Genomic DNA, 25,341 nt, shown 5'->3' with positions numbered 1-25,341 from the left:
GATGCAAAATTTCACCAACCAAGAGGTATTGAACTGGAAAGCATTCCTGCAAATTAAAGCACAAGAAAGTAAAGATAGTCGCCTGACCCATTTTTACAATGTCAGCACCTATCATGGTGAAACCGAACTGAAAGATATTGAGTTTGTCGCCTTAGACTTTGAAACAACCGGTCTCGATGCCAATGAAAATAGCATCATCAGTATAGGTTTAGTGCCATTTACTTTGCGCCGTATTGCCTGTCGCCAAGCTAAACACTGGTTCATAACTCCAGAAGATAAGCTCAAGGAAGACTCTATCATCATCCACGGGATCACCCATTCCGACCTGAAAGGCGCGCCGGATCTGCTGCGTATATTGGAGCAACTCTTAGACGAGCTAGCGGGTAAAATAGTCGTGGTGCATTACCGCAGAATTGAGCGAGACTTTTTTGATGCAGCATTGCGAAGTCTAATCAATGAAGGCATTGTTTTCCCCGTTATCGATACTATGCAAATTGAAGCAGATGTTCAACAGGCTAAACCAAAAAGCTTTTTAGATTGGTTTAAAAAAGGTCGTCCCGAATCCATTCGTCTGGCCAATAGCCGTACCCGTTATAACCTGCCGACCTATCCACCACACGATGCGCTAACCGATGCAATTGCCACCGCTGAGTTACTGCAGGCGCAGATCTATCATCATTTCAGCCCTGAGACTCCTATCAAAAAGCTTTGGCTATAATACCAATTGCATTAAAAGTTTGACTATTCAGCGGGTCAAATACTTAACACAACGGGTATAACAACTCGATATTAAGCCTATAAAAAACAAAAAGGCCGTGTGATTAATCACACGGCCTTTTTCATGAATCTGCGTTCAGGTTAATGAAAGCGTTTCTCTGTACGTAGTCCCAAGATCAAACTGACACACATCACCAACAAAATAATAGTAAATGGTAAGGCCGTTGAAATGGCTCCAGCTTGTAAAGCTTCAATGGCTTCTGTACCACCAACCCAAACAAGACCTGCAGCAATTGCTCCTTCAATAAAGGCCCAAAATACGCGCTGAGGCACTGGTGCATCGACTTTACCACCGGAAGTAATACTATCAATCACTAGTGAGCCTGAGTCCGATGAGGTCACAAAAAAGACCAATACCAATACCACAGCAAGTAAAGACAAGATATTACCCATAGGCAAAGCATCAAACATTTGGAACATCGCCAGTGGTACTTCAGTTAAGCCTTTCTCGCCTAAGGTGCCAACTTTATTCGTGATCTGATCAATCGCAACACCACCAAACACAGACATCCAAAGTGTGGTCACCACGGTAGGAACAATCAGCACTGCCGTCATAAATTCACGTATTGTACGTCCACGTGAAATACGTGCGATAAACATACCAACAAAAGGAGACCATGAGATCCACCAAGCCCAGTAGAATACTGTCCAGCCATGCATCCAAGCTTCATCTTCTCGGCCGCTTGGGTTACTCAATGGAATAATATTTTCAATGTAGCCCATTACTGTTGTCGGAATGGTGCCCATAGAGACAGCAAATGTCACCAAGGCGACAAACAGCACTAAGGCCGCAGCTAATAGCATATTGACATTACTGATGATTTTTACACCACCATCAATACCACGAATAACCGATACAACAGCCAGCAAGGTCACAATAAAGATAATTGCGATTTGCAACATTAGGCCGTTATCTATGCCAAACACATGATGGAATCCACTTGCAGCTTGTTGAGCCCCAAGCCCTAAAGATGTTGCTAAACCAAACAGGGTCGCAAGCACCGCTAGAATATCGACAACATGTCCAGGCCAACCCCATGTACGGTCACCCAAAATCGGGTAAAACACCGAGCGCATAGAGAGTGGCAAGCCTTTGTTGTAAGCAAAAAATGCTAACGACAATGACACAACACCGTATATGGCCCATGGGTGCAGTCCCCAATGGTACATGGTGGCACCGAGTGCTAATTTAGCGGCTTCTGGCGTATTTGGAGTGACATTCAGTGGTGTTTCATACCAACCGGTAAAATAAGCTGCAGGCTCTGCAACCCCCCAAAACATGAGGCCAATACCCATACCAGCAGCAAATAACATCGCTACCCAGGACATCATCGAATAATCCGTTTTAGCTTCGTCGCCACCTAAGCGGATTTTACCAAATGGAGAAACAATCATGGCTAAACAGAACACCACGAAAATATTGGCTGACCACATAAACAAACCATCAAAGGCGCCAATAATTTTCCATTTGATGCCATCTAATGCTGCTTTAGAGGTTTCTGGATCAACCACTAATATCGCAATTAAGAACAGTCCAATTAAGGAAGCGCTGATCCCGAAAACAGGGTTGTGAACATCGAATCCCCACTTTTGAATGTTATCTTGTCCGACTGTGTAATCGGTATTATCAATACTATATTTATCTTTTTTAATATTCATTGATCCTCGTTTAGAACGAATTTCATTCGAAAAATGTAGGTTTATTTTACTTTATTTGACGATAACTTGCAGCTTATTGCTTCCTAACAAACGCGTCACATGTCACTTTACAGACTATAGCTTAGCAGTTGTGAGTTAATTGATTTAGTTTGATTTAGTTTGATTTAGTTTGAAATACTAAAATATTTTACTTTAAGACATGTTAAATCGGTGTATATACGCTAAGTCATACTTAGCTAAACCGACAAGTATGCCTATCAGTAATACTAAAATTGCGGTTTAGATAGTCTTAACAACAAACCGTTGAACGACCAACCCAGCTTCGGTGATTTCAGAATCAAGCTTTCCGCCGCACGCTTTTATCATATTCGCTGAAGCGAAGTTGTGTTTATGACAATGAATATGAATAGACGACACATTCATCTGGGCTAGATAGTGAATAGACATTTTCATTAGTTTTGCACCAATGCCCTTACCTCGGTATGAAGGCCTTATGCCTAAACCAATATGACCGCCACAGTATTTGATTGCATCATTGAGCCGGTGCCGAATATTACTGACTCCGACAATCTGTTCATCATCCACTAACCACAGCGTAGAACTTTGTACATAACCATCGGGCAAGTTACGGCCTTCAGCAAAGTCATTTAGTCGTGTGAGCAATGGCTCAAAATCATTATATTCGAAATCGAGAGGAAACGGATAACGCTCTTCATCGCCCAACTCTTTAATGTATTCTCGATAACTCTGTTCATAAGCGGCTGATGGGATAACAAGCTTCAATAGCACCTCCGAGATTAGGCTTAGTTAAATGTACAATTATTTGATAATCACATTGGGCTGCTAGCAGCTGCAGCCTTAACTTCTTGTTGAGCAATATCTTTAAATACAATTGTTGAGACTGCTAATGTATTTTCACCTTGGTAGACAGCAACATCTCTAGCCCCTGCGCCTAACGCCATTTCACGCAGCGCTCTAATTTCAATCATAGTTAAGCCACCCTCTGTTTTTTCCATGGGATGAACAATGACTACCGGCGCCGAGATGGTGAATTTTTTGCCGCTCAGTTTTTGCATTATCTGTTTCAGCAAAAGCTCAGCAATAAAAAAATCAGCTAAAAGTGCTCTGGGGTGAGAAAATGGATTTACAGCATCAACGTAGGCTTGGTTACCAAATGCGACAACGTCCATTTTTCCATTTTTTAAAGTGTTAAATTGGAGTAACGGTTGCTCATCAAACACCTTATTGCTATCTACATCGACAACTCTAATGCGATTTTCCCATATTTGAACATATAGAGTAGTGCCGAGTTTGTTGATAAAACGGCTAAACATAAATCAATCCTTTGCTGCAACGAGACTATCTACAATATCGACTGGCACCATTTCCACAACTTTCTTAGCAAAAATGAGAACTGCGGTTAGTGGCTACTTTGGTGACCACTTAATTTGAAACTCTATCTCTTCTTCATCGTCACTGCGCTCATGTTCGACAGTGTACTCGGCGCGAACAGGCACATAAACTCGCTCACCCGCTATCTGTATTTCAAACTTCTCACCAGTCTCTAATGCGTCGGCTAGACGCCTTAATTTGGCTGCGAACTCTGTGTTTGTGTAGCCTTTCTCAATATCTCTTTTAGGTTTAGCACTCATCATTTATTCCCTTATCTTTGTTGGCTAATTCAATATTCAGCAGTCAATCTAGTTTCTTCCATAACTCTTGCTCTTTTAATTCACCGTTTTCAATCCGCTTAGTTTGCCACTCATCGCCTTTTATCTCATAAGTGAAAGCAAAAGGCTTATCTGGTGCCACGCCAAAGGAGTTTAGCTGTGGGTATTCAACATAATCGATTTCAGTGAAGGTGTAGCTACCGGTTCCTGCAGCCCAAAACTCCTGTTTTGGTTTATCGAAAGTGCCGATATTCTTCATGGTGGTGAAGCTAAAATGGTTGGCTGAGATAACTTTAATGGCAGTCAACTTTAGCTCACTGTAATGCACCCACTTACCTTTACCGTCAAGGTACTTGCCAGACACAAGTTGCCAACTGCCAACAAAAGGGTTGTCCGCCGCAAGCGTTGAAGTTTGAACACCAAGTAATGTTGCTATAACCAACATCATTCGTAAATAGCGGTATTTCATTTTATTTCCTTAAAATGCAGCAGCACATAAAGCTCTATTAGTCATAAACTTCATCAATTCCTTGCAGCTTTACCCAATCATGACAGCGGTCTTGATAAACCACCACACTTGGCGCTGCAAGCTGGGATTTATGCACCGCATCATCGGCAAAATTGCCTAAAGGAATAGCAATCACATCCGGCATAATATCCATAGTGAACCACAGATTTCCGCCACAATGAGGGCAAAACTCAAAAGTGATCGTCGCGCCATCATCGCCAACACGTTGATAATGATGACTGACACCAGTAGAAGAGACTTGCTTTAATGGATAACGAGCTTGCACACCAAAAGCGCTGCCAGTACGTTTTTGACAGGCATTACAATGACACACGGAAACCCGAATGGGATCACCGCTTACAGATAGGGATAATTGGCCACAATTGCAGCTGGCTGTTTGCATAACTCTACTCCTTGAGTTGCGACTTGAATGAAACTCTAAGCTAACGACTTTTTAAGCCGCTGCATACCCTCGTCAATACTTACAATCGCGTTGTAGCCTAGATCTGCCTTAGCAGCTCCAATATCAAAATAGTGACTCGTTGAAAGTTGTCGGGCGACAAAGCGAGTCATGATAGGCTCTTCTGTCTTACCCAATAAGCTATATATCGATTCAAGCAACGCGCCCACGCCATAAGCCAGCAAAGTAGGTACTCGCTTATTAACAGCTGGCAGGCCTTTGCAATCGAGAATTTTATTTAACATGGCAGCCATAGTAATGGGCTGATCATTACTCAAGTAATAGGCTTTACCCGCACACTGAGCTTGTACGCCCTCAAAGCTTGCCTGGCACAAGCGCTCAGCGGCTAAAATATGGGCATAAGCGGCATTACCCACATAGATGGTATCAACCAATTTATCTTGCTTACCCACAAGCTTTAAGCGCCCCGCTTTGGCACGCTCAAGCACCCGCGGTACCAAATGTGGATCGCCCGGTCCCCAGATAAGATGCGGCCTTAACGCGACTGTTTGCAGCTTATCGCCTGCAGCAGTGTCATCGCCATTGGCATTTATCATCATCTTTTCGGCAACCGCTTTTGATTCACCGTAAAAATTGAGGTACTTATCAGCATAAGGCGCAGACTCATCACAGCCATTTTCATCAACGCCTGCAAAGGTCACACTTGGGGTACTGGTATAGATAAGCTGACTGATATTCGATTTCTTACAGGCACTGATGATGTACTGAGCCCCATCAACATTGGGTGAGTAATAGCTTTGCTTACTGCCCCATATTCCGGCTTTAGACGCAACATGAAATACAATGTCACAACCTTGCATGGCAGCCAATATAGCAGACTCATCAGCAAGATCGCCCTTGACCATCGTCACTCCCATTGCACAGAGCTGCGGGTAATCACCGCGAGCAAAGCCTGTCACTTTTATGCCGATAGCCAGTAAACGCTCACAAATGGCTTTACCTAAAAAGCCACCCGCACCAGTGACAAAGGCATGGGATGCGTGCTTTTTTAAATTGGTGAGTGCAACTTGTTCGGCTTGAGCAAAATCACTTAAAACGGCAGTATTTGCGTTATTGTCAGACACAATCAACTATTCCTTGATCTGTTTCTGGGCCCAAACCGCCAATTTCTCTCTAAATATTTTGGCGTTATGGCGAATATCAACCGGGAAATCGGCATGGATAAGAAAACGTTCTATCCCTTGGGTGTGGCTATGTTGCTCTGCCAGTTGTCTAAGCTCAGCATAAAGTACCGCTGAATTGGCGCACGCCAAAGACTGATTCAGTTCAATACAAACTAAAGGTGTCATTTTACCTGCAACAGTGACCCCCACTAGCGCACTACGTTTAATATCAGGGTGAGTATTAAAAATACGCTCAGTTGGAATAGAGTAGTAACGTTGTAAGTTATCATCAGCAGTTTTAGCATCAACTCGGTGCGCCTTGCGGCCACACATCCATAACAATCCATTGTCGTCAAGATACCCTAGATCGCCCATTCGGTGACGAACATTATCGCCATCACTGATTTTGGCGGCCTGAGTGGCACTATCTCGTTGATAATATGCGCGGCTCACCATGGGGCCTTTTACCACTATTTCACCGATGTGATTGGCCGCAAATGTTAGCTCATCATGCCACTGGTTAATCGGACTTTCATCAATATCAATAATAGTAATATCAACGCCAGCAATCGGGCTACCCACACAGATCCCACCACCATTGTCAGTGACACCCGTAGTCTCAAATAGCGCCTTGCTGCCAATTTTACTTAACGGTAGCGATTCTGTCGCACCATAAGAGTTAAGCACTTCAACATCGTGATTAAGCATGCTGCTAAAACGTTTTATGGATGAAATTGTGGCAGGAGCTCCCGCAGAGATAACCCGTTTAATGCTGGCTAATTGATGATGAGTCAGACTTCCGGCTTGCCCTAAACGCTCTATCAGCGCGGGGTTCACAAACATATTGCTGCATTGATACTTATCAATGGCAGCAAAGATAAAATCAGGGTTGGCGGTTATCGGCTTACTGGCATCCATATCAGGCACAATAGAAGCCATGCCAAGAGCTGGACCGAATAACGAAAATAACGGGAACGTGGCTAAATCACGCTCTCCAGGTTTGATGGCGTAATCATATTTAAGTGCGCTAATTTGCGCTTCAAACATCTTATGAGAGTAGACCACGCCTTTTGGGGTGCCAGTACTACCGCTGGTAAACAAAATTGCCGCCATCGCATCTTCTGCTAACCATTTAAGCTCAAAGTTTTGATTTGGATTTACTTTACTGACAATTTTCTCAAGGCTAATCGCACCAGTGAAGGCATTAACGACTTTGCCACCACCTACGGTGATCAAGTGTTTAACGCTACCCTTTCCCCAACCAAACAGGCGTCTGGCAATATGGGCTTTGGGTATGCCGATAAATACATCTGGTTTGGCTTCAATAAAACACTGTTTGAGGTTATTAACCCCCATACCAGGGTCGACCAAAATAGGAATGATGCCAGCTTTAAACAACGCAAAGGTCAAACAGAAAAAATCGATACTCGGTGTCACCATCAACACCGCTTTCATACCGGGCTTTAGCCCATACTGAATCAGCGCCGCCGCAATGTGGTCACTTTTGGCATTAAGCGTTTGAAAGTCCATCTCTTCATAGCTTAAGCCCGCGACTGATTGGCCACTTGAGTGTTGCACTGCAACTGCGAGAGAGTCAGGAATATTGTTAGCAGCATTAACCAAGTGACGACAAAGGTTAGCCCTTGACTGCTGACTCTCAAGCGATTTGTTCATCGTTTTTTATGCCACCGAGTCTTGGGCAACTTCAATGCTGTTTTCATCGATAAAGGTTTTTATATGGCTGATAACTTCATCAGCCGCATCTTCTAAAATGTAATGACCACAGTCTGCAAATTCATGCACGGTTGCATGAGGCATTCTCAGTTTCCACTCATCGAGGAAGTGCTTATCAAACACAAAGTCTTGCAGTCCCCAACAGATAACTGTTGGCACCTTAGCAAACTGATCTAAACTTGCAGCAATGTCAGACACCATTTCGTAATTACGGTCACCCGGCTTTAACGGGATATCCTGTACAAAACGTAAAGTAGAGATACGATTAGCCCAAGAGTTGAATGGCGCGACATAGGCTTGTCGAATATCTTTATGCATAGGCTTACGCTTAACGCCAACATAGGATGCAGCAGATGAGAAAGCGTTAAAACCACGCACTAAACAAGTACCGAGTAAAGTATTACGGCAAATTGATAGCGCCCATGGAAAAGGTTTTGCTTTAGGCAGATGGAATGCACCAGTGTTTAAAATCACCAAACGCTTGATGCGCTCAGGATAACGGGCCGCATAACCCATACCAATCATTCCACCCCAATCGTGAACCACCAGCGTGATATTATCTTTTACATCAAGATGCTCAAGCAGCGCTTCAAGATCGTCAATACGACTCTTAAGGGTATAATCATAGCCGCTATCGTCTGGCTTATCAGACAAACCACAACCAATGTGGTCAGGGACAATACACTGATGCTTATCGCTTAATGCGCTAATAAGATTTCGGTAGTAGAACGACCAACTCGGGTTACCGTGAACCATGACGACTGGATCACCAGAGCCTTCGTTCACATATTGAAGTTTATTGCCGTTTCTATCTAAATAATTGCGTTTAAATGGGTGCAGAGTGTCTAACATGACGCTTCCTATAATTCTTTACTGAGCTTAACTATGTAGGGCTAGCTAGCAGTGTTTAGTTGCTAGTGTGTTTACTTACCACTTCAGCCCTAACATCATGCAGTTTAAGCCACTGCCTATACCTAAAAAGCTCACTTGGTCGCCACTTTTCAAGAAACCTTGATCGTGCGCCATAGCAGCGGTAACAGGCAATGAAACCGTGCCCATATTGCCCAATAGCTTATAGGTAGGAAACTCTTTCTCTTCAGGAATATTGAGCGCTTCAAGTACATTGCGGCGATTCGATGAGCCCACTTGGTGACAAATCACCTTATCGACTTGCTCTACCAACCAGTCACGCTGATCTAAGAAGTGTGTCCAAGTATGACGTGCAAGTTCAACACCTTCTTTAAGCAATGCTACGCCATTGGTACGCATAAATTCGCGATACAATTGAGGACCAGCTTCTTCCAGTCCCCACTGACATAAATCGTAATGCTGCGGTGCAGACAAATGACTTGCACCTAACAACTGATGCTGACGAGCACCTTTTAAACCCAAGCTACCATCTGTCAGTAACACAGCGACAGCACCTGAACCACCAGTCAGCGTGGCCAATGACTGAGCAAAGTTCTGCATGGTTGGCTCAGCCAGCATTTTGTCGATAGTAATATCAACAATATGACGAGCTGACTCACAAGAGACCACTAGGCCTGCTTTTATCTGCCCCAGCTCGATACGGTTGGCAATATCAAGAATGCCCGACAGTACGCCTAAACAGGCGTTACTTATATCGTAAATGGCTGTGTCTTTGGAAACCCCTAATTCAGCAGCGATACGACATGCTGTTGCGGGCTCATGTTGATCACGACAAACACCAGTGTAAACCACTGCGCCTAAATCGCTGATCTGAACATCAGTTTCATTGATTGCCTTATGCGCCGCCGCTAAAGCTCCATCAGAAAGTCGGTGCCCTTTTGGCCACCAGCGTCTTTCATGGATCCCAGTCAATGCAGCAAGTTGCCCCATCGGGATACGAAACTTTTTGTATAACGGCGCTAAACGAGATTCAAGCTCTGAAGTCGAAACAACTTCAGGCGCTAATTCGTAGGCCATGCTATTGATAAAAACGCGGGAATATTTCATGAAACTTAATTTAATCGCTCACTGCATTGGTCAAATATCAACCAACATAGATAATTATTTATTATTAACCAGCCATTTGAGCAAGAAAAAGCCGATGATTCAATAAAAAACCTCATATCTGAGACCTTTTAATACGCTATATCATCGGCTTTTCTATAAAAATGGCACTACTTTTACACCTAATTCAATCACAGCAGACTTAATTACAACTTAATAAACAATTTGTTACGCACTTATTAAATTACAAATCTACAGTTTTTCTATTTAAATGCGCTAATTAGCGCATTTCGAGGGCTAACACTGTTTGCACAAAATTCACTCAACTCAACTCGGTAGCCGCTCTCTTCAAGATAGCAAACGCGGTCAAGTAATAACCACTTTTCGAGTACCGCTCGAAACAGATGCGCCACTATATCTATACGGCGAGTCAGTCGCTGTCGCTCATATCCCAATGCTTGGTAATGTGTCCAATCTATTGACTCATTTAAAACCACTTGTTTGCTAGCTGCTGCCCATCGACAAAAAGCCTCAAAAGAGCCGCTTAGCTGACTCTGTTTTATCGACGGGACAGGCAGATACTCATCAACTTGACGCATTTCTCGTTGTAATGAATCAAAAGCTAATCGCCAAGCAATTTCTTTTAAGCGGTATTGCTTGTGTTTCTCACTCGCTATCGTGCTTTGCTGCAGTGGCAACTGCAGGTCGGCACGGCTCAATAAGAGCTCAGTCTCTTTAGCGACGTTAGACAATGGCTGATAAAACTTAGCCTTTATAAGGTGGTAGCAACATGGTGATATCACCAACTGCTTAGTTCCAGCTTGTCTAGCATGTTTAAGCAAAGTGACATGTAGATCGCCACACGCATGTAACGCCACTGCAAGTTGTTCTTTTTTAAGCTGCTGTTGCTGCGCATCAAATGCATCAGCACAGATAAATCGCTGTGGCAGCTGCCATTTATCGGCAAACTGTTGGCCAGCATCACATAAGTTCTGCTGCCACTCTAAACTGGTAACACTGCGCTGATTTAACTTAGCAATTAAGCGGCCTAGATGTCCTTTACCTGCGCACCATTCAAGCACTGGTAGGTTACTTGCAGGGATCTTCGCCGAAAATGCAGTTATTTGATGCCATTTCCGGCCCTTAATATGTGCGCTGAAATGCGCCATATCACCAAAATCAAGCAAGGGTTCGGTAGCGGTATCAGTTGATGTATTAACTTCAGTATCTGCTGCTGTAAGCGAGTTCGGCAACAGTAAACTTAAATTCCAATCTTTACCCGCTGCCAATAAATCCTTACGCAGTGATGGTAAAAGCAACACATTAAGACGTGACTGACAAGCATCAATTTCATCGAGTTCAATATCTGCCAACTGCCACACCGTTTCAGCAAGAGCCGGAAAAGCCTCCGACCAAGGTAACTGTGCACACTCAAAACTACGATTCTGCCACAGTGGACGACTGGCACAGAGTAAGCGTTCAAGTTGCTTAAATTGAGCGGCAAATGCGACTGTGTGACTATTATTTTGCGGCATATTCAATAATGGTTAATTCAACGCTGATAAGTGTAATACTGACGACTTCAATACTGATACCTCAATACTGATACTTCTAATAAAGAGTACTTCGATATTCACCACTTCTATACTTGTTAATATATAGGTCAGTAGCAAAGACAATAAAAGGAGACACAGACTGCGTCTCCTTTTATTAGTAACGCTACTTTACCACAGCTATGCGCTAGGTTTTACAGCCTGCTTCTCACTGTTTCGAATTTGCATGCGCTTACCCAACCACACCCCGAGCCCAAGTGGTGCAAAAAATACCACCAGCAAAAACAGCACAAAATAGAGTATTAAACTTTTTAAGGTTTTGCTGAGCTCTTCAAACACCACTTTAACGGTCTGCTCCGAGATTGCTTCTAAGTCAACAGCTGCCGCGGCTCTTTCTCTGGCAACCATAGCTTCAAGAGCAACCCGCTCATTTCTAACCATCAATTCCAATGCTTGTCGCTCAACTGAAAGCTGACTAAGTTTATCGTCAGTAGTCTCACTTAACTGCTCAAGTAGCGGTGTAAGCTCTCGGCGCAGATCAACGGCCAGTGCTTGCATCATTTCAGGGCTTTGAGCCATCAACTGCTGGAACTTCGCCGAAGTATTACTGATACTCATCAAGGTTGCTTGTACCTCTTCAGCGTTGATATTAGAGTGCAAGGCATATAGCTCCGCTTTCCACCCTAGTATTTTTGGCATCTGCTCGGCAATCATTGCCATTCTGTCAGAGATATCGCTCATCACCTCAGGCACGGTGCCAAACGTGGTTACCGCATCAAACTCATTGATCTCATTATATTCAAGCCAGTTGGTAAATGCAGATTGGCGAGTAAACGACATATCTTTAATCGGGTACTTGGCCACATACTGTTTTACGAAGGCTTGATTTTTCTTAAAATTGCTGGCACCGAAATTTTTAATTGTTCGTTCAAACTGATTTCTCAAGCTATTGCTGACATCAATCGCAGCTTGTTGCTGCTCACCAAATACATTTTTGCCTGCACCCGCTTCAAAAAACTGCGCCATCTGTTCGGTGAATACCCATGTATCAACCATCGCAGCGGTCGGTGATGCTTGAAAGATAGTATGTTGCAAGTTTTGCTCTGCGTTAATTTTCCACATCAAAGCGTTCGATTTGATTGGGATACTATCGCTATTTCGCTCTATCATATCAGCCGCACTTTCCACTTGGCTGTAGAATACAGTACTAAAATCGCGACTAAACACGCGCATGTTTAACTGATCTTTTGGCAATGGTTCAATACCGCTCTCAAGCTTTACCTCTAATAGCGAACAACCAGCCACTAACACGCCAATAACACTGACAAAGCAAAAGCGATACATCGCTCTCATAAAGCCTCCAAAAAGTTGCAACATACTGAATATTATATCTAAAGTTTGATTTCCGCGAATTCTATCACTGGTTAAGCTTGAGCACTACGTGTAAAGTTATGTACCCATAAATTTTATGCCATCAAGTCGTAAATAGTCAGTTGTTACTAGATTATAAATCACAGAGATAACCACTCACTTGTAACTCAATTCTAGCTAACTTACACTTCGACGCAAATTCGAACAGGTGTACAATATAATGCAATCACCCTGCGTAGCTCGTTGTGGGCTAAATGAAGATGATTACTGTATGGGATGCTATCGCCACATTGACGAAATTGTCGGTTGGGGTAACGCCAGTGAAGAAAGAAAAGCGCAAGTCTGGTCTAAGCTTGAACAACGTAAAGCTGACATGGCCGATGGTGAGAATAGCGCCATTTTGAGCCGAGCCAAATGGTTAGAGGCTGAAGCTAGAATAGCCAACACTGACAACAGCTCAACATAAAACAAAAAAGCCGCGTTATGCGGCTTTTTCTATATTGTATGACTCTACAATAAGGTCGGTTATTTCTTAAGCATGCTTTTCAAATCAGCGAATGGATTGTAGGTTGCTGCATCCACCTTGGTTTCAGTGGTTGCACCGTACTGAATCAACTCTTCAAACTTCGAATGTTCGTTGTCATGACAATACAGACATAACAATTCCCAGTTCGAGCCGTCCGATGGGTTGTTATCATGATTATGATCACGATGATGCACCGTTAATTCTCGTAAGTTCGCATTGTTAAACTCGCGAGTACAACGACCACAAACCCAAGGATAAAGCTTAAGCGCTTGCTCTCGGTAACCGGTTTCACGTTTAGCCTTATAATCTCGAGCTTCGGCCAGTACTTTATCTAACTTACTTTGTCCTGGTGCAGGCATTCACTTATCTCATCTTGAATTAACACTTATGAGCTGGATTCTAACACTGAAAGTCATCTATACCCAAGCTTCTGAAGATGCTCTTATCAGCTGATTTAGCTGTAAATGGCACTGGCTTCAAATCTACTGCTTATCTTTGATGGTACAAATATTCCTCGACACAGTTGTATCGAGGAATTATCTGAATATAAACAATGTTACTTTATCTCTTCGCCCAAATATTCAGAGCTAGAAAGATGCAGATAGTGTAAGTACTTTTCGTATTGAGTCACAACGTCAGCTAACACCTGCTCCTGAGTAAAGCCCATGACATCGTAGTGTTGTCCGCCGTGCTCTAAGAACACTTCAACGCGGTAGTACTCCGACCCACCCTCAGCAACGTCAGCAACCTCACTTTCAATCGGGTTGGTAATACTAAATGCCCGGATCCGTAAGCCATAAACAAAGTCATTGTGTTCTTCATTAGCAATGACGAATCGAATTCGGTTTTCAAAATTCAACAGCTCTGCCGAGACGCCTTTGCTGTTAAAGGCTTCACAGGCTTTATTCAGTGCTGGTTTGGCGACTTTATCTAAAAAGCCGAGCGCTTCATCTTCACTTGGATGCGATACTAAAACGTCAATATGATCTTCCCAGCTGACATTGGTTTTAGTGAACTGCACACTGGTGTTATGTGACTGCACACTGTTGATTTTCAACCAATCATCTTGCAGGGCTTTAAACAGTCCAAAGCACATTAGTAACATGACAATTAAGAACGGTAAGGCGCTAGCGACGGCAGCCGTTTGCAGTGCTTGTAAACCACCCGCTAGCAATAGCACTGATGCAACAACACCTTGCAGCAGAGCCCAGAAAATACGTTGCCATACAGGCGCATTATGATCGCCACCGGAGGTTAAGTTATCAATAACCAATGAGCCAGAATCCGATGATGTCACAAAGAATGTCACCACTAAGCACAGAGCGATAGTCGACAATAATGTAGAGAATGGCATATGTTCAAAAAACACAAACAGCGCCACTGATACATCTGAAGACACCGCATCAGCAAGATAAGTTGCACCTTGATTCATAATGGCGTCAATCGCCGTATTACCAAATACAGTCATCCACAAGAAGGTGAAAGCCGACGGCACAAATAACACACCGATTAAGAATTCACGGATAGTTCGACCACGTGAAACACGCGCAATAAAGGTACCAACAAATGGTGACCATGAGATCCACCAGCCCCAATAAAGCAGGGTCCAACCGCCGATCCAATCGTTCTTTTGCTCATAGGCGTAGAGGTTGAATGTCTTACCCACAATATCGCTTAGGTAACCACCTGTGTTCTGCACAAACGACTGCAACAATTCAACTGTTGGGCCGAATATCATAATAACAATCAACAACAGTATAGCGAGGCCAAGGTTCAGCTCACTTAGGCGTTTAACCCCTTTGTCTAACCCAGAGAATACCGACAAGGTCGCGATAATCGAGATACCTATAATCAAACCAACTTGCACGTATGAGTTGACTGGTACACCTAACAAGTAATTAAGGCCTGAGTTAACTTGCAGCACACCAAAACCAAGAGACGTTGCGACACCGAACATGGTGCCCAATACCGCGAAGGTATCTACCGCATGACCGATTGGGCCATATATACGCTCACCAATTAACGGATAAAGCGCACTGCGTGGCAACAGTGGCAACTTGTGACGATAAGAGAAATACGCCAAGCTTAAAGCAACTACCGCGTAAATAGCCCAAGCGTGTATGCCCCAATGGAAGAAAGTAATTTTCATCGCATCTTTAGCCGCTTGAATGGTCTCTGGTGTGGCATCTGGTGGCGCAAGATAATGCATCACCGGTTCAGCAACACCAAAGAACATCAAACCAATACCCATTCCCGCAGAAAACAGCATTGCAATCCAGCTTTTATAGCTGTAATCGGGTTCAGAATGGTCTGGGCCGAGTTTAATGTCACCAAAACGCGACACCATAACGAAAATAACAAAAATTAGAAAAATCGCTACACCTAAGATGTAAAGCCAGCCAGCTTTCAACTCAAACCAGGATTTAGTAATAGAGAACACTTCTTGGGCTTGTGTTGGCCAAATTGCACCAAACAGCACCATAACAGTAATAAGAAAAACAGAAGAGAAAAAAACAGGTGGATTAATACTCGATTTAATCGACATACAGTTACCGCAGTTAATGAAGTACGCGCCTCTATCTATCTCGGCACATACGTGGCCTACCAGAGATAAGAAGCTTATAGATTAATATAAGAATACACTGGCGGGATTATCATTTTGTGGTTAGGCCCGTGAGTTGTACTCACCAAAGTAATGCTTATGAAACCAATAGCCTGCAACTGTGTGAGCTTAGGTATTGGGCAACTTACATATTCCAAATTGCATTGAATAGCTCAACCCCCAATCTGCCTAGGCGGCCTGATCCAGCTATTTAATAGAATTTGTCTTTGATGATTAACGGTCACAAAATTCATCAACGATAATATATTATTTCCTGAGTTGAGATTTTCGTCCAGATCTCAAATACGAAAAAAACAGCAAAATGCTGTTTTTTCGAATAAAAAACCAGCAGCAACAATCAATCTGTGGCACTGGTCTCATATTTGGGTCGGTCGTGTCAGATGCAATCTGGCCTGCAAAACGCCAACATTAAAAATTGAGGTCTTTTTCCATCTCTTCATAAGAGATATGGCGTACATCTTTACCTTTAACGTAATAGATGATGTATTCGCAAATGTTCTGACAGCGGTCACCGACACGTTCAACAGCGCGGGCAGCCCAAAGTACGTCTAACACTTCTGGGATAGAGCGTGGATCGGCCATCATATAGGTCATCAATTGACGAATAATGCCTTCATACTCTTTATCCAATTTAATATCTTCTTTATGCAGCTCAAGCGCCACATCAGCGTCCATGCGGGCAAGTGCATCAAGTGTTGAGTGCAAGGTGCGAGTCGCATGACGCCCCATATTCTCGATACTCACCAATAGCGGTTGTTGATTCTTAGAGCGCTTATCCATAGCTGCTTTGGCAATCTTCACGCAGGCATCACCAATACGTTCTAAGTCGGTAATGGTTTTAGAGATAGCCAGTACTAAACGTAGATCGCTAGCAGCAGGTTGACGCTTAGCAATAATGCGGGTGCACTCTTCATCAATGGCCACTTCCATACCATTGACTTTATGGTCACCCTCTATGACTTTTTGCGCCAATTCAGAATCAAGTGCAGCTAACGCATCAAGCGATTGCTCAAGTTGACGCTCAACCAAGCCGCCCATGGTTAATACACGGTTGCGAATATCATCTAATTCAGCATTAAACTGACCAGAGATATGTTTATTTAAGTTCATGTTTTCCATTGCAATAAACCTCAATCAGTTCAATTTATCCGTAACGACCAGTAATGTAATCTTCGGTCTTTTTCTTACGTGGCGTAGTAAAGATGGTGTTGGTGTCGGCATACTCAACCAGCTCGCCCATGTACATGAAGGCGGTTTGATCTGACACCCTCGCTGCCTGCTGCATGTTATGGGTCACGATAACCACGGTGTACTTAGATTTAAGTTCAGTGATCAACTCTTCAATGGTTAATGTAGAGATAGGATCAAGTGCTGATGTCGGTTCATCGAGCAGTAACACTTCAGGTTCAATCGCAATCGCTCGCGCAATCACCAAACGCTGCTGCTGACCACCTGACAGACCAAATGCATTGTCATGAAGCCTGTCTTTCACTTCATCCCAAATCGCTGCGCCACGCAGCGAGCGCTCAGCAGCATCATCTAAGTCACGACGATTATTTACACCTTGCAGGCGCAGACCATAAACCACATTTTCGTAAATTGATTTAGGGAACGGGTTTGGTCGTTGGAATACCATGCCGACATTACGGCGCAGCGCTGCTACATCGACTTTTTTGTCGTAGATATTCTGACCATGCAGTAAAATTTCACCGCTGGTATGGCAGTTATCAACCAAGTCGTTCATGCGGTTAATACAGCGCAGTAGCGTTGATTTACCACAACCACTTGGGCCAATAAAGGCGGTGACCTTTTTCTTAGGGATATGCATAGACACATCAAACAGCGCCTGTTTATCACCATATTTAAGGTTTAAGTCACGGATCTCTAATGCCGTATCTTCTTTGCTTAAGTTTTCTAGGTCTAGCATGTCAGTCTTCATTACCGATTGATCTATTGAAATCATGTTGTTTCCTATCACTAAGGATAATCGTCAATTAATGCTCAAGCGAACGATATTTTTCGCGTAAGTGGTTTCGGACAGCAATGGCAGTTAAATTTAACGCCACAATCACCGAGACCAAAAGGAAGGAAGTAGCGTATACCAAAGGACGCGCAGCTTCTACGTTAGGGCTTTGGAAACCAACATCATAGATGTGGAAACCTAAATGCATGAACTTTCGCTCTAAATGCACAAATGGGAAATTCATGTCGATAGGCAATGTTGGCGCCAGCTTTACCACGCCAACCAGCATCAAAGGAGCAACCTCACCCGCCGCTCGCGCTACCGCTAAAATAAGACCTGTCATAATGGCAGGACTTGCCATTGGAATAATAATTCGCCATAGGGTTTCAGCTTTCGTCGCACCCAGCGCCAAGCTACCTTGACGTACCGAGCTAGGAATACGGCTCAAGCCCTCCTCGGTCGATACAATCACCACTGGCAGCGTCAAAATCGCTAGCGTTAATGCCGACCAGATAACACCTGGCGAGCCAAAAGTTGGCGCGGGTAACGCTTCAGGGTAAAACAGTTGGTCAATCGAGCCACCAAACATATAAACAAAGAAACCTAAACCAAATACACCGTAAACAATAGAGGGGACACCCGCTAAGTTAATCACCGCGATACGGATCATCTTAGTAACTGGCCCTTTCTTAGCATATTCATGCAGGTAGATTGCCGCAACTACACCAAAGGGGGTCACAATCACTGCCATCAACATCACCATAAATACGGTGCCAAAAATCGCTGGGAATACGCCACCTTCAGTGTTGGCTTCACGTGGGTCATCACTAACAAACTTACCGATACCGATAAACCAATGACCAATTTTACCCAAAGTCCCAAGGCGGTTTGCGTAGGTGACATCTAAAATAGTATCCAGTTTAAGCGTCACCTCTTCACCACGCATATCTCGAATGATGACTGAGTCACGACCCGCTTCAGTTTTAAGAGCAAAGAACTCTTTTTCGACTATTTGATACTGGGCATCAAGCTTTGCTCTTTGCGCTTCAATCTCTGCTTTACGACTTTCAGTAAGCGCATTATTTAGCTCATATTTACGTGACTTTAAACGCAGATTTTCAAGCTCATAGTTTATGGTGCCAATATCGCCTTTTTGAATATCCAACGCTTTATCGTTAAGCGCGACAGCGCGTTCGATATGTTCAGCAAAAGCAGTTTCAATATTCTCAGGCGTTAAACGTTGACCATCTTCAATAATCCCTACCGGATAACCATAGAAGTCGCCATTTTTGCTACGTTCAATCACCGCGATATCATTAGGCTTGGAGCGCGAAATGATATCAGTCTCCATAACCCAGCGAAAATCTAAGCTAACGAATTCACGGTTACCGGTTTTAATCAGGTAACGAGTCACCGTATCGCCCACATCAGCATCAAAAGTGTGCCCTGCAGACAGCAAGCGCTCAACGGGCACCTCTTCTCTATCGTAGACTTCACCGATAATGGTAGAGCGCACATTATTTTGATCTTCTATCTCCCACTGATAAATATCAGCAGGCCAGAAGTAACTTAATCCGCGCCATGCGATAAGCAACAGCAAGCCAAGAACTGCGATTAGACATACGCTGACAGCGCCGCTGGTCATCCAAATCCACGGAGAACCAGACTTAAACCACTTACCCATTAGCTAAACCTCTTACGGCGACAAGCGACTTCTTATTGATTAAAAACATATTCAGTATCATCTCAACATCCATATAAATAAGCGGTTACAGTGAGCTATAGCGTTCACGTAGACGTTGTCTCACCACTTCTGCAATCGTGTTGAAGAAGAAGGTAAAGATAAACAGTACAAATGCAGCAAGGAACAGTACACGGTAGTGCGAACTGCCAATAGCAGATTCCGGCATCTCAACCGCGATGTTGGCAGCTAGCGTTCTCATCCCCTCAAAAACACTCCACTCCATAATCGCCGTGTTACCGGTGGCCATCAGCACAATCATGGTTTCGCCAACGGCACGGCCAAGTCCCATCATTACCGCAGAGAAAATACCAGGGCTAGCAGTTAGTAATACCACTCTTGTTAGTGTTTGCCATGTGGTTGCACCTAACGCCAAACTTCCGTTTGAGAGGTGACGTGGCACAGAGAACACTGCATCTTCTGCGATTGAGAAAATGGTCGGAATCACTGCAAAGCCCATGGCAATACCAACGACTAAGGCATTACGTTGGTCGAAGGTGATACCAAGCTCGTTGGTAATGAACATACGGGTATCGCCGCCAAAGAGCGCTGACTCGAGACCAGGGCTTATGGCGAAGGAGAACCAACCAATGAACAGAATCACTGGAATGAGCATGATCTCTTGGTAAGTATCAGGTAGACGTTGTTTCCACTTTACTGGCAACTTATGCCAAGCAAATGCACTCGACAGTACCGACACCGGCAGCAATACCAGCAAGGTCAATATACCGGGCAAATTATCTTCAATCAGCGGAGCTAACCAAAGGCCCGCTAAGAAGCCAAGAATCACGGTTGGCAGTGCTTCCATAATTTCAATGGTTGGTTTAACAATGGCACGTACTTTAGGTGACATGAAATAAGCAGTGTAAACCGCGCCAGCGATAGCCAATGGTGTAGCAAATAACATCGCATATAACGCGGCTTTCATGGTACCAAATGCTAACGGCATTAAGCTTAATTTAGCCTCAAAGTCGTCTGAACCAGATGTTGATTGCCATACATATTTAGGCTCTGGATAACCTTCGTACCACACCTTACTCCACATCGCACTCCACGACACTTCAGGGTGAGTATTGGAAACACTAAACAGGTTTAGCTTGCCATCTGCTTCAACGACCAATGCATTTGAACGTGGGCTAAAGCCAATAGTGCCAGGGTTTTTAAGGTCAAATTTTTCAGAGAACAGCTCACGTTGACTGGTGGTGTATAGTAGGCTTAGGTTGCCATCATCGGTGATAGTGACAAAGCTTTTACGATAAAACTCTGAAGCAACGCTCTTAATGCCTGCATGATTGTCGAAATCACGAATTTCTTGATATTGACGTCCCTGATCACCATTAACTTGGAAATACTGCTGCACGAGACCGCTGTCGTAACTGACCAACAATGAGCTTGCACCTGCCAATAGACTAACGTTAGTGACTTTGGTTTTAGCACGTCCCAGCTCTAATACTTGTCTAAGGCTGACGGCTTCTGCATCACGAATATCATAAACAAACAGCTTGTCACCGGAGCTCAATATTAATTGGCGTTGATCTGGCGTCATCAATTGCTGCTGCACATTCACAGGAGCATCAGGGATGGTACCTGCATATGATACCCACTCGACCTCTTCGGTCATCATGTTCTCTTCGCCTTCTTGACGAGAGATGCGCCATACTTTGTTTTCATCTTGATAAACAAAGCTCATTTTATCACTGCTGTAATCGAATGCTAAATGGTTAAGTGCATGTCCATCAGCATCTACGGTTAATGGCACATTGCCATTAGGAAAACGCAGTTTAGGAGTAATAAGGCGCTTGTTATCTGGGTAAGTCACCCCGAACTCAACAGCTGCGACAATGACTTGACCATTACTTAAACCAAGTGCAAAACGCTGCTCACTCGGCATTGCCGCAGAACTACTCACCACATGAGAGCCAGCAGGCGTATTTATCTGTTCAGTTCTAATTAGCTGCGATGTTTGTGTATCAAAGAAGTCCACTTTACCCAGTTGCGATACACGGTACATCACTTCATTTTGTTCATCGCTGCCAACCATTAATGCTGGCTTGCTATCATGATAGCGAGCGCTAGCAACAGGGGCTACCTCAGCGCTGTCAAATATTGGCTTAACCACATAAAGTAGGTAAAAGAAGATCAGTAGCAAGGCCACAAATACCATAGTACCACCTACGGTGACACCAACTTGGGCTGCTTTGTCCATGATTGCTCTGCGCGAAGTACCATTGTTTATCAATAGGTTTTTTGCAGCAGATCCAGGCTGAGATACCTGAGTTTCCATTAAGAACCTCGATTATTAAAAAGCCAGCAAATTAAACTGGGCTTGTATCAACGACTATGCTAACTGTAGTGTTACTAAATAAGCACTACAGTGACGTATTCTAATGTGGTGCATTATATGACGCAAAAATGACACTAGTGTTACAGCGGTTAACTTATTAATTAATGGAGCTATATCAGTATGTTAAGGTATCTAGTTACGCTACAAGCAACAGATAGAGAGGGCTTAGTCGAACAAATAGCCCATGCAGTAAGTCATCATGGCGGTAATTGGTTAGATTCTGAACTGCGCCATATCGATGGCATCTTTGCTGCTATCTTATTACTTGAGGTACCTTCTGCTCATTGGGATGACCTCATTGAGACCTTAGAAAGTTTGGAAGGCGTGGCATTAACCTTCGCCAAAACAAAAAAGATTGCCGATAAAGTGACCCACCTCAGTTACTCTTTAGTCGCCTATGACAGACCGGGGCTTGTGCATGAGATATCAAATAAAATCAGTGCGCTAGGGATCAACATAGAACATATGAGCACTCGTTATGAAAGTGCAAGCCATACCGGTATTGCGCTATTTAGAGCAGAGTTTAATGTCGGCCTTAAAGACACAAGCCATGAAGATAAATTAACCGAAGCATTGCATGCGATTGGCGATGATGTGGTATTGGACAAACTTAGCGCTTAATTGAGCCAGTAAGTTCATCCATTTAGCAGCTCTTATAAACAAAAGCCTACTCAAACGTAGGCTTTTTTTTAAGTAAAACCAGCACAGTAGTGCAATACAACTGTGCGTCCCGCTAACCCACGACTTAAGTAATTTTAAAATTTTGATAAGCAAAAATATTGGTTAAACAAAGTCTATATTACTGCCTATTTATTGGTTTGCCTTACACTCGACACCTAAGTCTTTACAGATCTTCAGCACAGCCTTTAATGGAGTCACTTCATTATCTGAGGTAATTCCTGAGGTAATTGCCAACTGAGAAAGTTCTGAGTTTATTGCAGTGACTTTAATACTGCCATCGTTGTCATTTTGACGCAGCTCAACCAGCATATAGTCATCATCTTTATCGACAAGCACTACATTAGGATTGTTTTTTACAGCCTTAAGCACTGCGGCATAGACATTCTTTGATGGCGCCTTTATATCAACGGTAGCCACTTCATGATTTTGACTTTTATAGTACATAACGCTGCCAACCGTTGCGACTGCAACACATCCGGAAACCGAGTATGCAACTAACAGGATCATTATCAATTTTTTCATCTGTCCTCCCCTCTTTAAGACATGTAAACTTAATACCAAACATGACATGAATATCTAAAAATACCAAGATATTATGTAGCCTTACCGATTTAAAGCATAAAGTAACTTATCTATTCATGTGCAACACAATAAACAACCTTTTCATGCTTATATCTGAAAACGGATAAACTGACCCTTATTGGTTATTGATAATCATCTAAGAACAAAAGACCCATTGATAGCATACAAAACTGATCGCAGCGTTCACTTTAGCTTCATTTGTAAAAGTTCAACAAAAAACGCTATCGGTATACTGCTCTTTATTCCCTTCAACAATCGATAAAACCATTCCAAATAGCAACAAACAATCTGTTAGACTGTTCGAAAACCTAATAAGAAAGTAATGTCATGCTTGGAACACTCAGAAAAATGCGTAGCCACCTTGATGAAAATCAACAGGTGCAATATCAATTACCCGTCGGTGAAGAGTTGCTCGATTTAAACCCACTTATCGGCTCTGAATTAACCCTGACACACACCGGCAAAATACTCTGTTGTAATTGCGGAAAAAAGACCAAGAAGAGTTATTCGCAAGGCCATTGCTACGTGTGTATGCAAAAGCTTGCCAGTTGCGATATGTGTATTATGAAACCCGAAACCTGTCATTTTGCCGCTGGGACATGTCGTGAACCCTCTTGGGGCGAAGCAAACTGTTTCGTGCCGCATTATGTTTATCTATCTAATACTTCAGGCGTAAAAGTGGGGATTACCCGTCATACGCAATTACCTACTCGTTGGATAGATCAAGGCGCAACCCAAGGCTTACCGATCTTTAAGGTCGAAACGCGTTTAATTTCAGGTCTCGTTGAAACCGCATTAGCTGAGATGATTGCCGACAAAACCAACTGGCGCACCATGCTTAAGGGCAATGCAGATGATTTAGACCTTAAAGCCCAAGCGCAAACACTGATCCCACAGATAACTGAGCGTCTAGCTGAAATAACAGCGGAACACGGTGAATTTGCAGTGACTCAACTTGATGAGCCCATCCAGCAGATCCATTTCCCAGTAAGCGAATTTCCAACCAAAATCGCGTCGCATAATTTCGATAAAAAACCTGAAGTATCTGGTGTGTTGAAAGGCATTAAGGGACAGTACTTAATCTTTGATACCGGCGTAATTAATGTTCGAAAGTTTGGCTCTTACGAAGTCAGCGTGGCTTATTAATACCAATACTGTGCTGTGAGCATACAAAAACGCCCTGTTCTAAGACCAAACGGTAAACAGGGCGTTTTATTTATAATGTTTTAAGCCACTAAACGGTAGGAATTGGTTTCAACATCGTCGATAGTAATTGCTCAAAGCGCTGCTCTCTATTGGCCGGATTTTTATCTAACTCTGTAAAGCCTTGTGCTAATACGCGCCAGATAGGTTGCGGATTATGAGGAGAGAACAGAGCCACCAGCACCGAGCCTTTTTCGTATTTATCATCCACACCTTGAGTCGATAAACCCGGCACTAAACCCGCGCGCTTTAATATCTCTTTATCACTCATCTCCGATTCCAATGCTAAGCCAAACCCAACCAGTATATTTGGTGTTTCATGCGCTGTTGCCTGTCGATAGCCTTTGGCTAGCATAGCTTTTGAGATGGCACTTTTCATATGTGCAACCACCACTTGCTTATTCACTTCATCATTTGCATGAACCGCAAACATGGTTGGATGCCAATCGAACACTTTGGTGGAGCTATTGATAAGAGACAGATCGCCAGAGGTAACCATTGTGGTTCGAATGACCTGCAACTCTTCTGTAGGTTGAGAGCTACAACCAGTCAGCGCCATGAGCCCAAGCAATACTGCGGTAATATAGTGTTTAATCATGTGTTTTAAAATCCATCTCTTAATTTACGTCACAGGTTAACATCTGAAACATTAACCTAACCTGACCTAATAACAATTGCACCTATTATCTCTGTTTAGCGATTCTGGATTAATACAGGTACATGGCTAATTGATTGGTATAAATGCAGGGCAAAAGGAAGCAATAGAAAAATGAAATTGTTTCTATTTAGTTTCAAATAGCGCGGCTTAAAATAAAAATAAAAAGCAAAAAGCCGGCTTATATCGCGCC

Annotated in this window: 24 protein-coding genes; 4 read left to right on the top strand and 20 right to left on the bottom strand. The window is 43.4% G+C overall.

The genetic code is table 11. The features are described from left to right. Position 1: 1 nt before the first annotated feature. Complete coding sequence (locus tag K5R16_RS06370) at positions 2-718, top strand: 3'-5' exonuclease (protein ID WP_220736700.1); 717 nt, start codon at positions 2-4, stop codon at positions 716-718. A 140-nt stretch (positions 719-858) separates the two neighbouring features. Here the strand turns inward: K5R16_RS06370 and K5R16_RS06365 are convergent, their stop codons facing one another. From K5R16_RS06365 to K5R16_RS06310, 12 genes are all read right to left on the bottom strand, one after another. Then, on the bottom strand, positions 859-2,436 hold the full coding sequence (locus K5R16_RS06365; RefSeq protein WP_220736699.1) for a BCCT family transporter: 1,578 nt from the start codon (positions 2,434-2,436) through the stop codon (positions 859-861). 279 nt (positions 2,437-2,715) lie between these two features. Next, positions 2,716-3,219 carry a GNAT family N-acetyltransferase gene (locus K5R16_RS06360; RefSeq protein WP_220736698.1) on the bottom strand — a complete coding sequence of 168 codons (504 nt, stop codon included), beginning with the start codon at positions 3,217-3,219 and terminating at the stop codon, positions 2,716-2,718. A 47-nt stretch (positions 3,220-3,266) separates the two neighbouring features. Continuing rightward, positions 3,267-3,770: a rod shape-determining protein gene (locus K5R16_RS06355; RefSeq protein ID WP_220736697.1), complete on the bottom strand. Its 504-nt coding sequence runs from the start codon at positions 3,768-3,770 to the stop codon at positions 3,267-3,269. Positions 3,771-3,863: 93 nt separating this feature from the next. Then, a complete protein-coding gene (locus K5R16_RS06350; protein WP_220736696.1) occupies positions 3,864-4,088 on the bottom strand; it encodes an amphi-Trp domain-containing protein in 225 nt (74 codons plus the stop codon). 43 nt (positions 4,089-4,131) lie between these two features. Then, positions 4,132-4,575 (bottom strand): hypothetical protein, encoded by a 444-nt coding sequence (locus K5R16_RS06345; protein WP_220736695.1) that lies wholly within the window; start codon positions 4,573-4,575, stop codon positions 4,132-4,134. Positions 4,576-4,612: 37 nt separating this feature from the next. After that, positions 4,613-5,017, bottom strand: a complete 405-nt coding sequence (locus K5R16_RS06340) for a GFA family protein (protein ID WP_220736694.1) — start codon at positions 5,015-5,017, stop codon at positions 4,613-4,615. Between the two features lie 35 nt (positions 5,018-5,052). Beyond that, positions 5,053-6,159, bottom strand: coding sequence for a 2-alkyl-3-oxoalkanoate reductase (gene oleD / locus K5R16_RS06335; RefSeq protein ID WP_259649782.1), 1,107 nt, complete (start codon positions 6,157-6,159; stop codon positions 5,053-5,055). 6 nt (positions 6,160-6,165) lie between these two features. After that, complete coding sequence (oleC, locus tag K5R16_RS06330; RefSeq protein WP_220736693.1) at positions 6,166-7,872, bottom strand: olefin beta-lactone synthetase; 1,707 nt, start codon at positions 7,870-7,872, stop codon at positions 6,166-6,168. Between the two features lie 6 nt (positions 7,873-7,878). Then, the gene (locus tag K5R16_RS06325; protein WP_220736692.1) at positions 7,879-8,784 is read right to left on the bottom strand and encodes an alpha/beta fold hydrolase; all 906 of its coding nucleotides are present in this window, start codon (positions 8,782-8,784) and stop codon (positions 7,879-7,881) included. 75 nt (positions 8,785-8,859) lie between these two features. Continuing rightward, entirely contained in the window at positions 8,860-9,909 is a 1,050-nt protein-coding gene (locus K5R16_RS06320) for a 3-oxoacyl-ACP synthase III (protein WP_220736691.1), read from the bottom strand. 260 nt (positions 9,910-10,169) lie between these two features. Beyond that, positions 10,170-11,441 carry a methyltransferase gene (locus K5R16_RS06315; RefSeq protein ID WP_220736690.1) on the bottom strand — a complete coding sequence of 424 codons (1,272 nt, stop codon included), beginning with the start codon at positions 11,439-11,441 and terminating at the stop codon, positions 10,170-10,172. A 198-nt stretch (positions 11,442-11,639) separates the two neighbouring features. Next, the gene (locus tag K5R16_RS06310) at positions 11,640-12,812 is read right to left on the bottom strand and encodes a chemotaxis protein (RefSeq protein WP_220736689.1); all 1,173 of its coding nucleotides are present in this window, start codon (positions 12,810-12,812) and stop codon (positions 11,640-11,642) included. 238 nt (positions 12,813-13,050) lie between these two features. Here K5R16_RS06310 and K5R16_RS06305 point away from each other — a divergent pair, with 238 nt between their 5' ends. Beyond that, positions 13,051-13,296 (top strand): DUF1289 domain-containing protein, encoded by a 246-nt coding sequence (locus tag K5R16_RS06305; protein ID WP_220736688.1) that lies wholly within the window; start codon positions 13,051-13,053, stop codon positions 13,294-13,296. A gap of 59 nt (positions 13,297-13,355) precedes the next feature. Here K5R16_RS06305 and K5R16_RS06300 read toward each other — a convergent pair whose 3' ends face one another. The 6 genes from K5R16_RS06300 to K5R16_RS06275 all read right to left on the bottom strand — a co-directional run bounded on the left by K5R16_RS06300 (position 13,356) and on the right by K5R16_RS06275 (position 21,967). After that, entirely contained in the window at positions 13,356-13,715 is a 360-nt protein-coding gene (locus tag K5R16_RS06300; RefSeq protein ID WP_220736687.1) for a YajD family HNH nuclease, read from the bottom strand. A 197-nt stretch (positions 13,716-13,912) separates the two neighbouring features. Next, positions 13,913-15,901 (bottom strand): BCCT family transporter, encoded by a 1,989-nt coding sequence (locus K5R16_RS06295; RefSeq protein WP_220736686.1) that lies wholly within the window; start codon positions 15,899-15,901, stop codon positions 13,913-13,915. Between the two features lie 486 nt (positions 15,902-16,387). Further along, entirely contained in the window at positions 16,388-17,098 is a 711-nt protein-coding gene (gene phoU / locus K5R16_RS06290; protein WP_220736685.1) for a phosphate signaling complex protein PhoU, read from the bottom strand. 25 nt (positions 17,099-17,123) lie between these two features. Next, entirely contained in the window at positions 17,124-17,942 is an 819-nt protein-coding gene (pstB, locus tag K5R16_RS06285) for a phosphate ABC transporter ATP-binding protein PstB (protein WP_020913396.1), read from the bottom strand. Between the two features lie 31 nt (positions 17,943-17,973). After that, positions 17,974-19,626 carry a phosphate ABC transporter permease PstA gene (gene pstA / locus K5R16_RS06280; protein WP_220736684.1) on the bottom strand — a complete coding sequence of 551 codons (1,653 nt, stop codon included), beginning with the start codon at positions 19,624-19,626 and terminating at the stop codon, positions 17,974-17,976. 85 nt (positions 19,627-19,711) lie between these two features. Next, complete coding sequence (locus K5R16_RS06275) at positions 19,712-21,967, bottom strand: ABC transporter permease subunit (RefSeq protein WP_220736683.1); 2,256 nt, start codon at positions 21,965-21,967, stop codon at positions 19,712-19,714. A gap of 180 nt (positions 21,968-22,147) precedes the next feature. On the opposite strand from K5R16_RS06275, the gene K5R16_RS06270 reads away from it, so the two are divergent. After that, positions 22,148-22,648 carry a glycine cleavage system protein R gene (locus K5R16_RS06270; RefSeq protein ID WP_220736682.1) on the top strand — a complete coding sequence of 167 codons (501 nt, stop codon included), beginning with the start codon at positions 22,148-22,150 and terminating at the stop codon, positions 22,646-22,648. A gap of 189 nt (positions 22,649-22,837) precedes the next feature. On the opposite strand, the gene K5R16_RS06265 is transcribed toward K5R16_RS06270, so the two are convergent. Further along, a complete protein-coding gene (locus K5R16_RS06265) occupies positions 22,838-23,230 on the bottom strand; it encodes a DUF3568 family protein (protein ID WP_220736681.1) in 393 nt (130 codons plus the stop codon). 387 nt (positions 23,231-23,617) lie between these two features. Between K5R16_RS06265 and K5R16_RS06260 the strand changes: the two genes are divergently transcribed. Continuing rightward, complete coding sequence (locus K5R16_RS06260) at positions 23,618-24,436, top strand: DUF2797 domain-containing protein (protein ID WP_220736680.1); 819 nt, start codon at positions 23,618-23,620, stop codon at positions 24,434-24,436. An 88-nt stretch (positions 24,437-24,524) separates the two neighbouring features. Here K5R16_RS06260 and K5R16_RS06255 read toward each other — a convergent pair whose 3' ends face one another. After that, positions 24,525-25,091, bottom strand: a complete 567-nt coding sequence (locus K5R16_RS06255; protein WP_220736679.1) for a DUF4136 domain-containing protein — start codon at positions 25,089-25,091, stop codon at positions 24,525-24,527. Between the last annotated feature and the right edge of the window lie 250 nt (positions 25,092-25,341).

It is taken from the genome of Shewanella sp. c952 (genome assembly GCF_019654975.1).
GTDB lineage: Bacteria > Pseudomonadota > Gammaproteobacteria > Enterobacterales > Shewanellaceae > Shewanella.
The sequence above is the reverse complement of the archived record's forward strand: the minus strand, read 5'-3'. Positions and strand labels throughout refer to the sequence as shown.

Coding starts and splice junctions, on each gene's coding strand:
- K5R16_RS06345 (WP_220736695.1), bottom strand. CDS start 4,575: ATGAAATACCGCTATTTACGAATGATGTTGGTTATAGCAACATTACTT.
- oleC (WP_220736693.1), bottom strand. CDS start 7,872: ATGAACAAATCGCTTGAGAGTCAGCAGTCAAGGGCTAACCTTTGTCGT.
- K5R16_RS06315 (WP_220736690.1), bottom strand. CDS start 11,441: ATGCCGCAAAATAATAGTCACACAGTCGCATTTGCCGCTCAATTTAAG.
- phoU (WP_220736685.1), bottom strand. CDS start 17,098: ATGGAAAACATGAACTTAAATAAACATATCTCTGGTCAGTTTAATGCT.
- K5R16_RS06365 (WP_220736699.1), bottom strand. CDS start 2,436: ATGAATATTAAAAAAGATAAATATAGTATTGATAATACCGATTACACA.
- pstB (WP_020913396.1), bottom strand. CDS start 17,942: ATGATTTCAATAGATCAATCGGTAATGAAGACTGACATGCTAGACCTA.
- K5R16_RS06310 (WP_220736689.1), bottom strand. CDS start 12,812: ATGAGAGCGATGTATCGCTTTTGCTTTGTCAGTGTTATTGGCGTGTTA.
- K5R16_RS06340 (WP_220736694.1), bottom strand. CDS start 5,017: ATGCAAACAGCCAGCTGCAATTGTGGCCAATTATCCCTATCTGTAAGC.
- K5R16_RS06300 (WP_220736687.1), bottom strand. CDS start 13,715: ATGCCTGCACCAGGACAAAGTAAGTTAGATAAAGTACTGGCCGAAGCT.
- K5R16_RS06295 (WP_220736686.1), bottom strand. CDS start 15,901: ATGTCGATTAAATCGAGTATTAATCCACCTGTTTTTTTCTCTTCTGTT.
- K5R16_RS06370 (WP_220736700.1), top strand. CDS start 2: ATGCAAAATTTCACCAACCAAGAGGTATTGAACTGGAAAGCATTCCTG.
- K5R16_RS06255 (WP_220736679.1), bottom strand. CDS start 25,091: ATGATTAAACACTATATTACCGCAGTATTGCTTGGGCTCATGGCGCTG.
- K5R16_RS06275 (WP_220736683.1), bottom strand. CDS start 21,967: ATGGAAACTCAGGTATCTCAGCCTGGATCTGCTGCAAAAAACCTATTG.
- K5R16_RS06305 (WP_220736688.1), top strand. CDS start 13,051: ATGCAATCACCCTGCGTAGCTCGTTGTGGGCTAAATGAAGATGATTAC.
- K5R16_RS06355 (WP_220736697.1), bottom strand. CDS start 3,770: ATGTTTAGCCGTTTTATCAACAAACTCGGCACTACTCTATATGTTCAA.
- K5R16_RS06265 (WP_220736681.1), bottom strand. CDS start 23,230: ATGAAAAAATTGATAATGATCCTGTTAGTTGCATACTCGGTTTCCGGA.
- K5R16_RS06325 (WP_220736692.1), bottom strand. CDS start 8,784: ATGTTAGACACTCTGCACCCATTTAAACGCAATTATTTAGATAGAAAC.
- K5R16_RS06320 (WP_220736691.1), bottom strand. CDS start 9,909: ATGAAATATTCCCGCGTTTTTATCAATAGCATGGCCTACGAATTAGCG.
- K5R16_RS06270 (WP_220736682.1), top strand. CDS start 22,148: ATGTTAAGGTATCTAGTTACGCTACAAGCAACAGATAGAGAGGGCTTA.
- K5R16_RS06260 (WP_220736680.1), top strand. CDS start 23,618: ATGCTTGGAACACTCAGAAAAATGCGTAGCCACCTTGATGAAAATCAA.
- pstA (WP_220736684.1), bottom strand. CDS start 19,626: ATGGGTAAGTGGTTTAAGTCTGGTTCTCCGTGGATTTGGATGACCAGC.
- K5R16_RS06350 (WP_220736696.1), bottom strand. CDS start 4,088: ATGAGTGCTAAACCTAAAAGAGATATTGAGAAAGGCTACACAAACACA.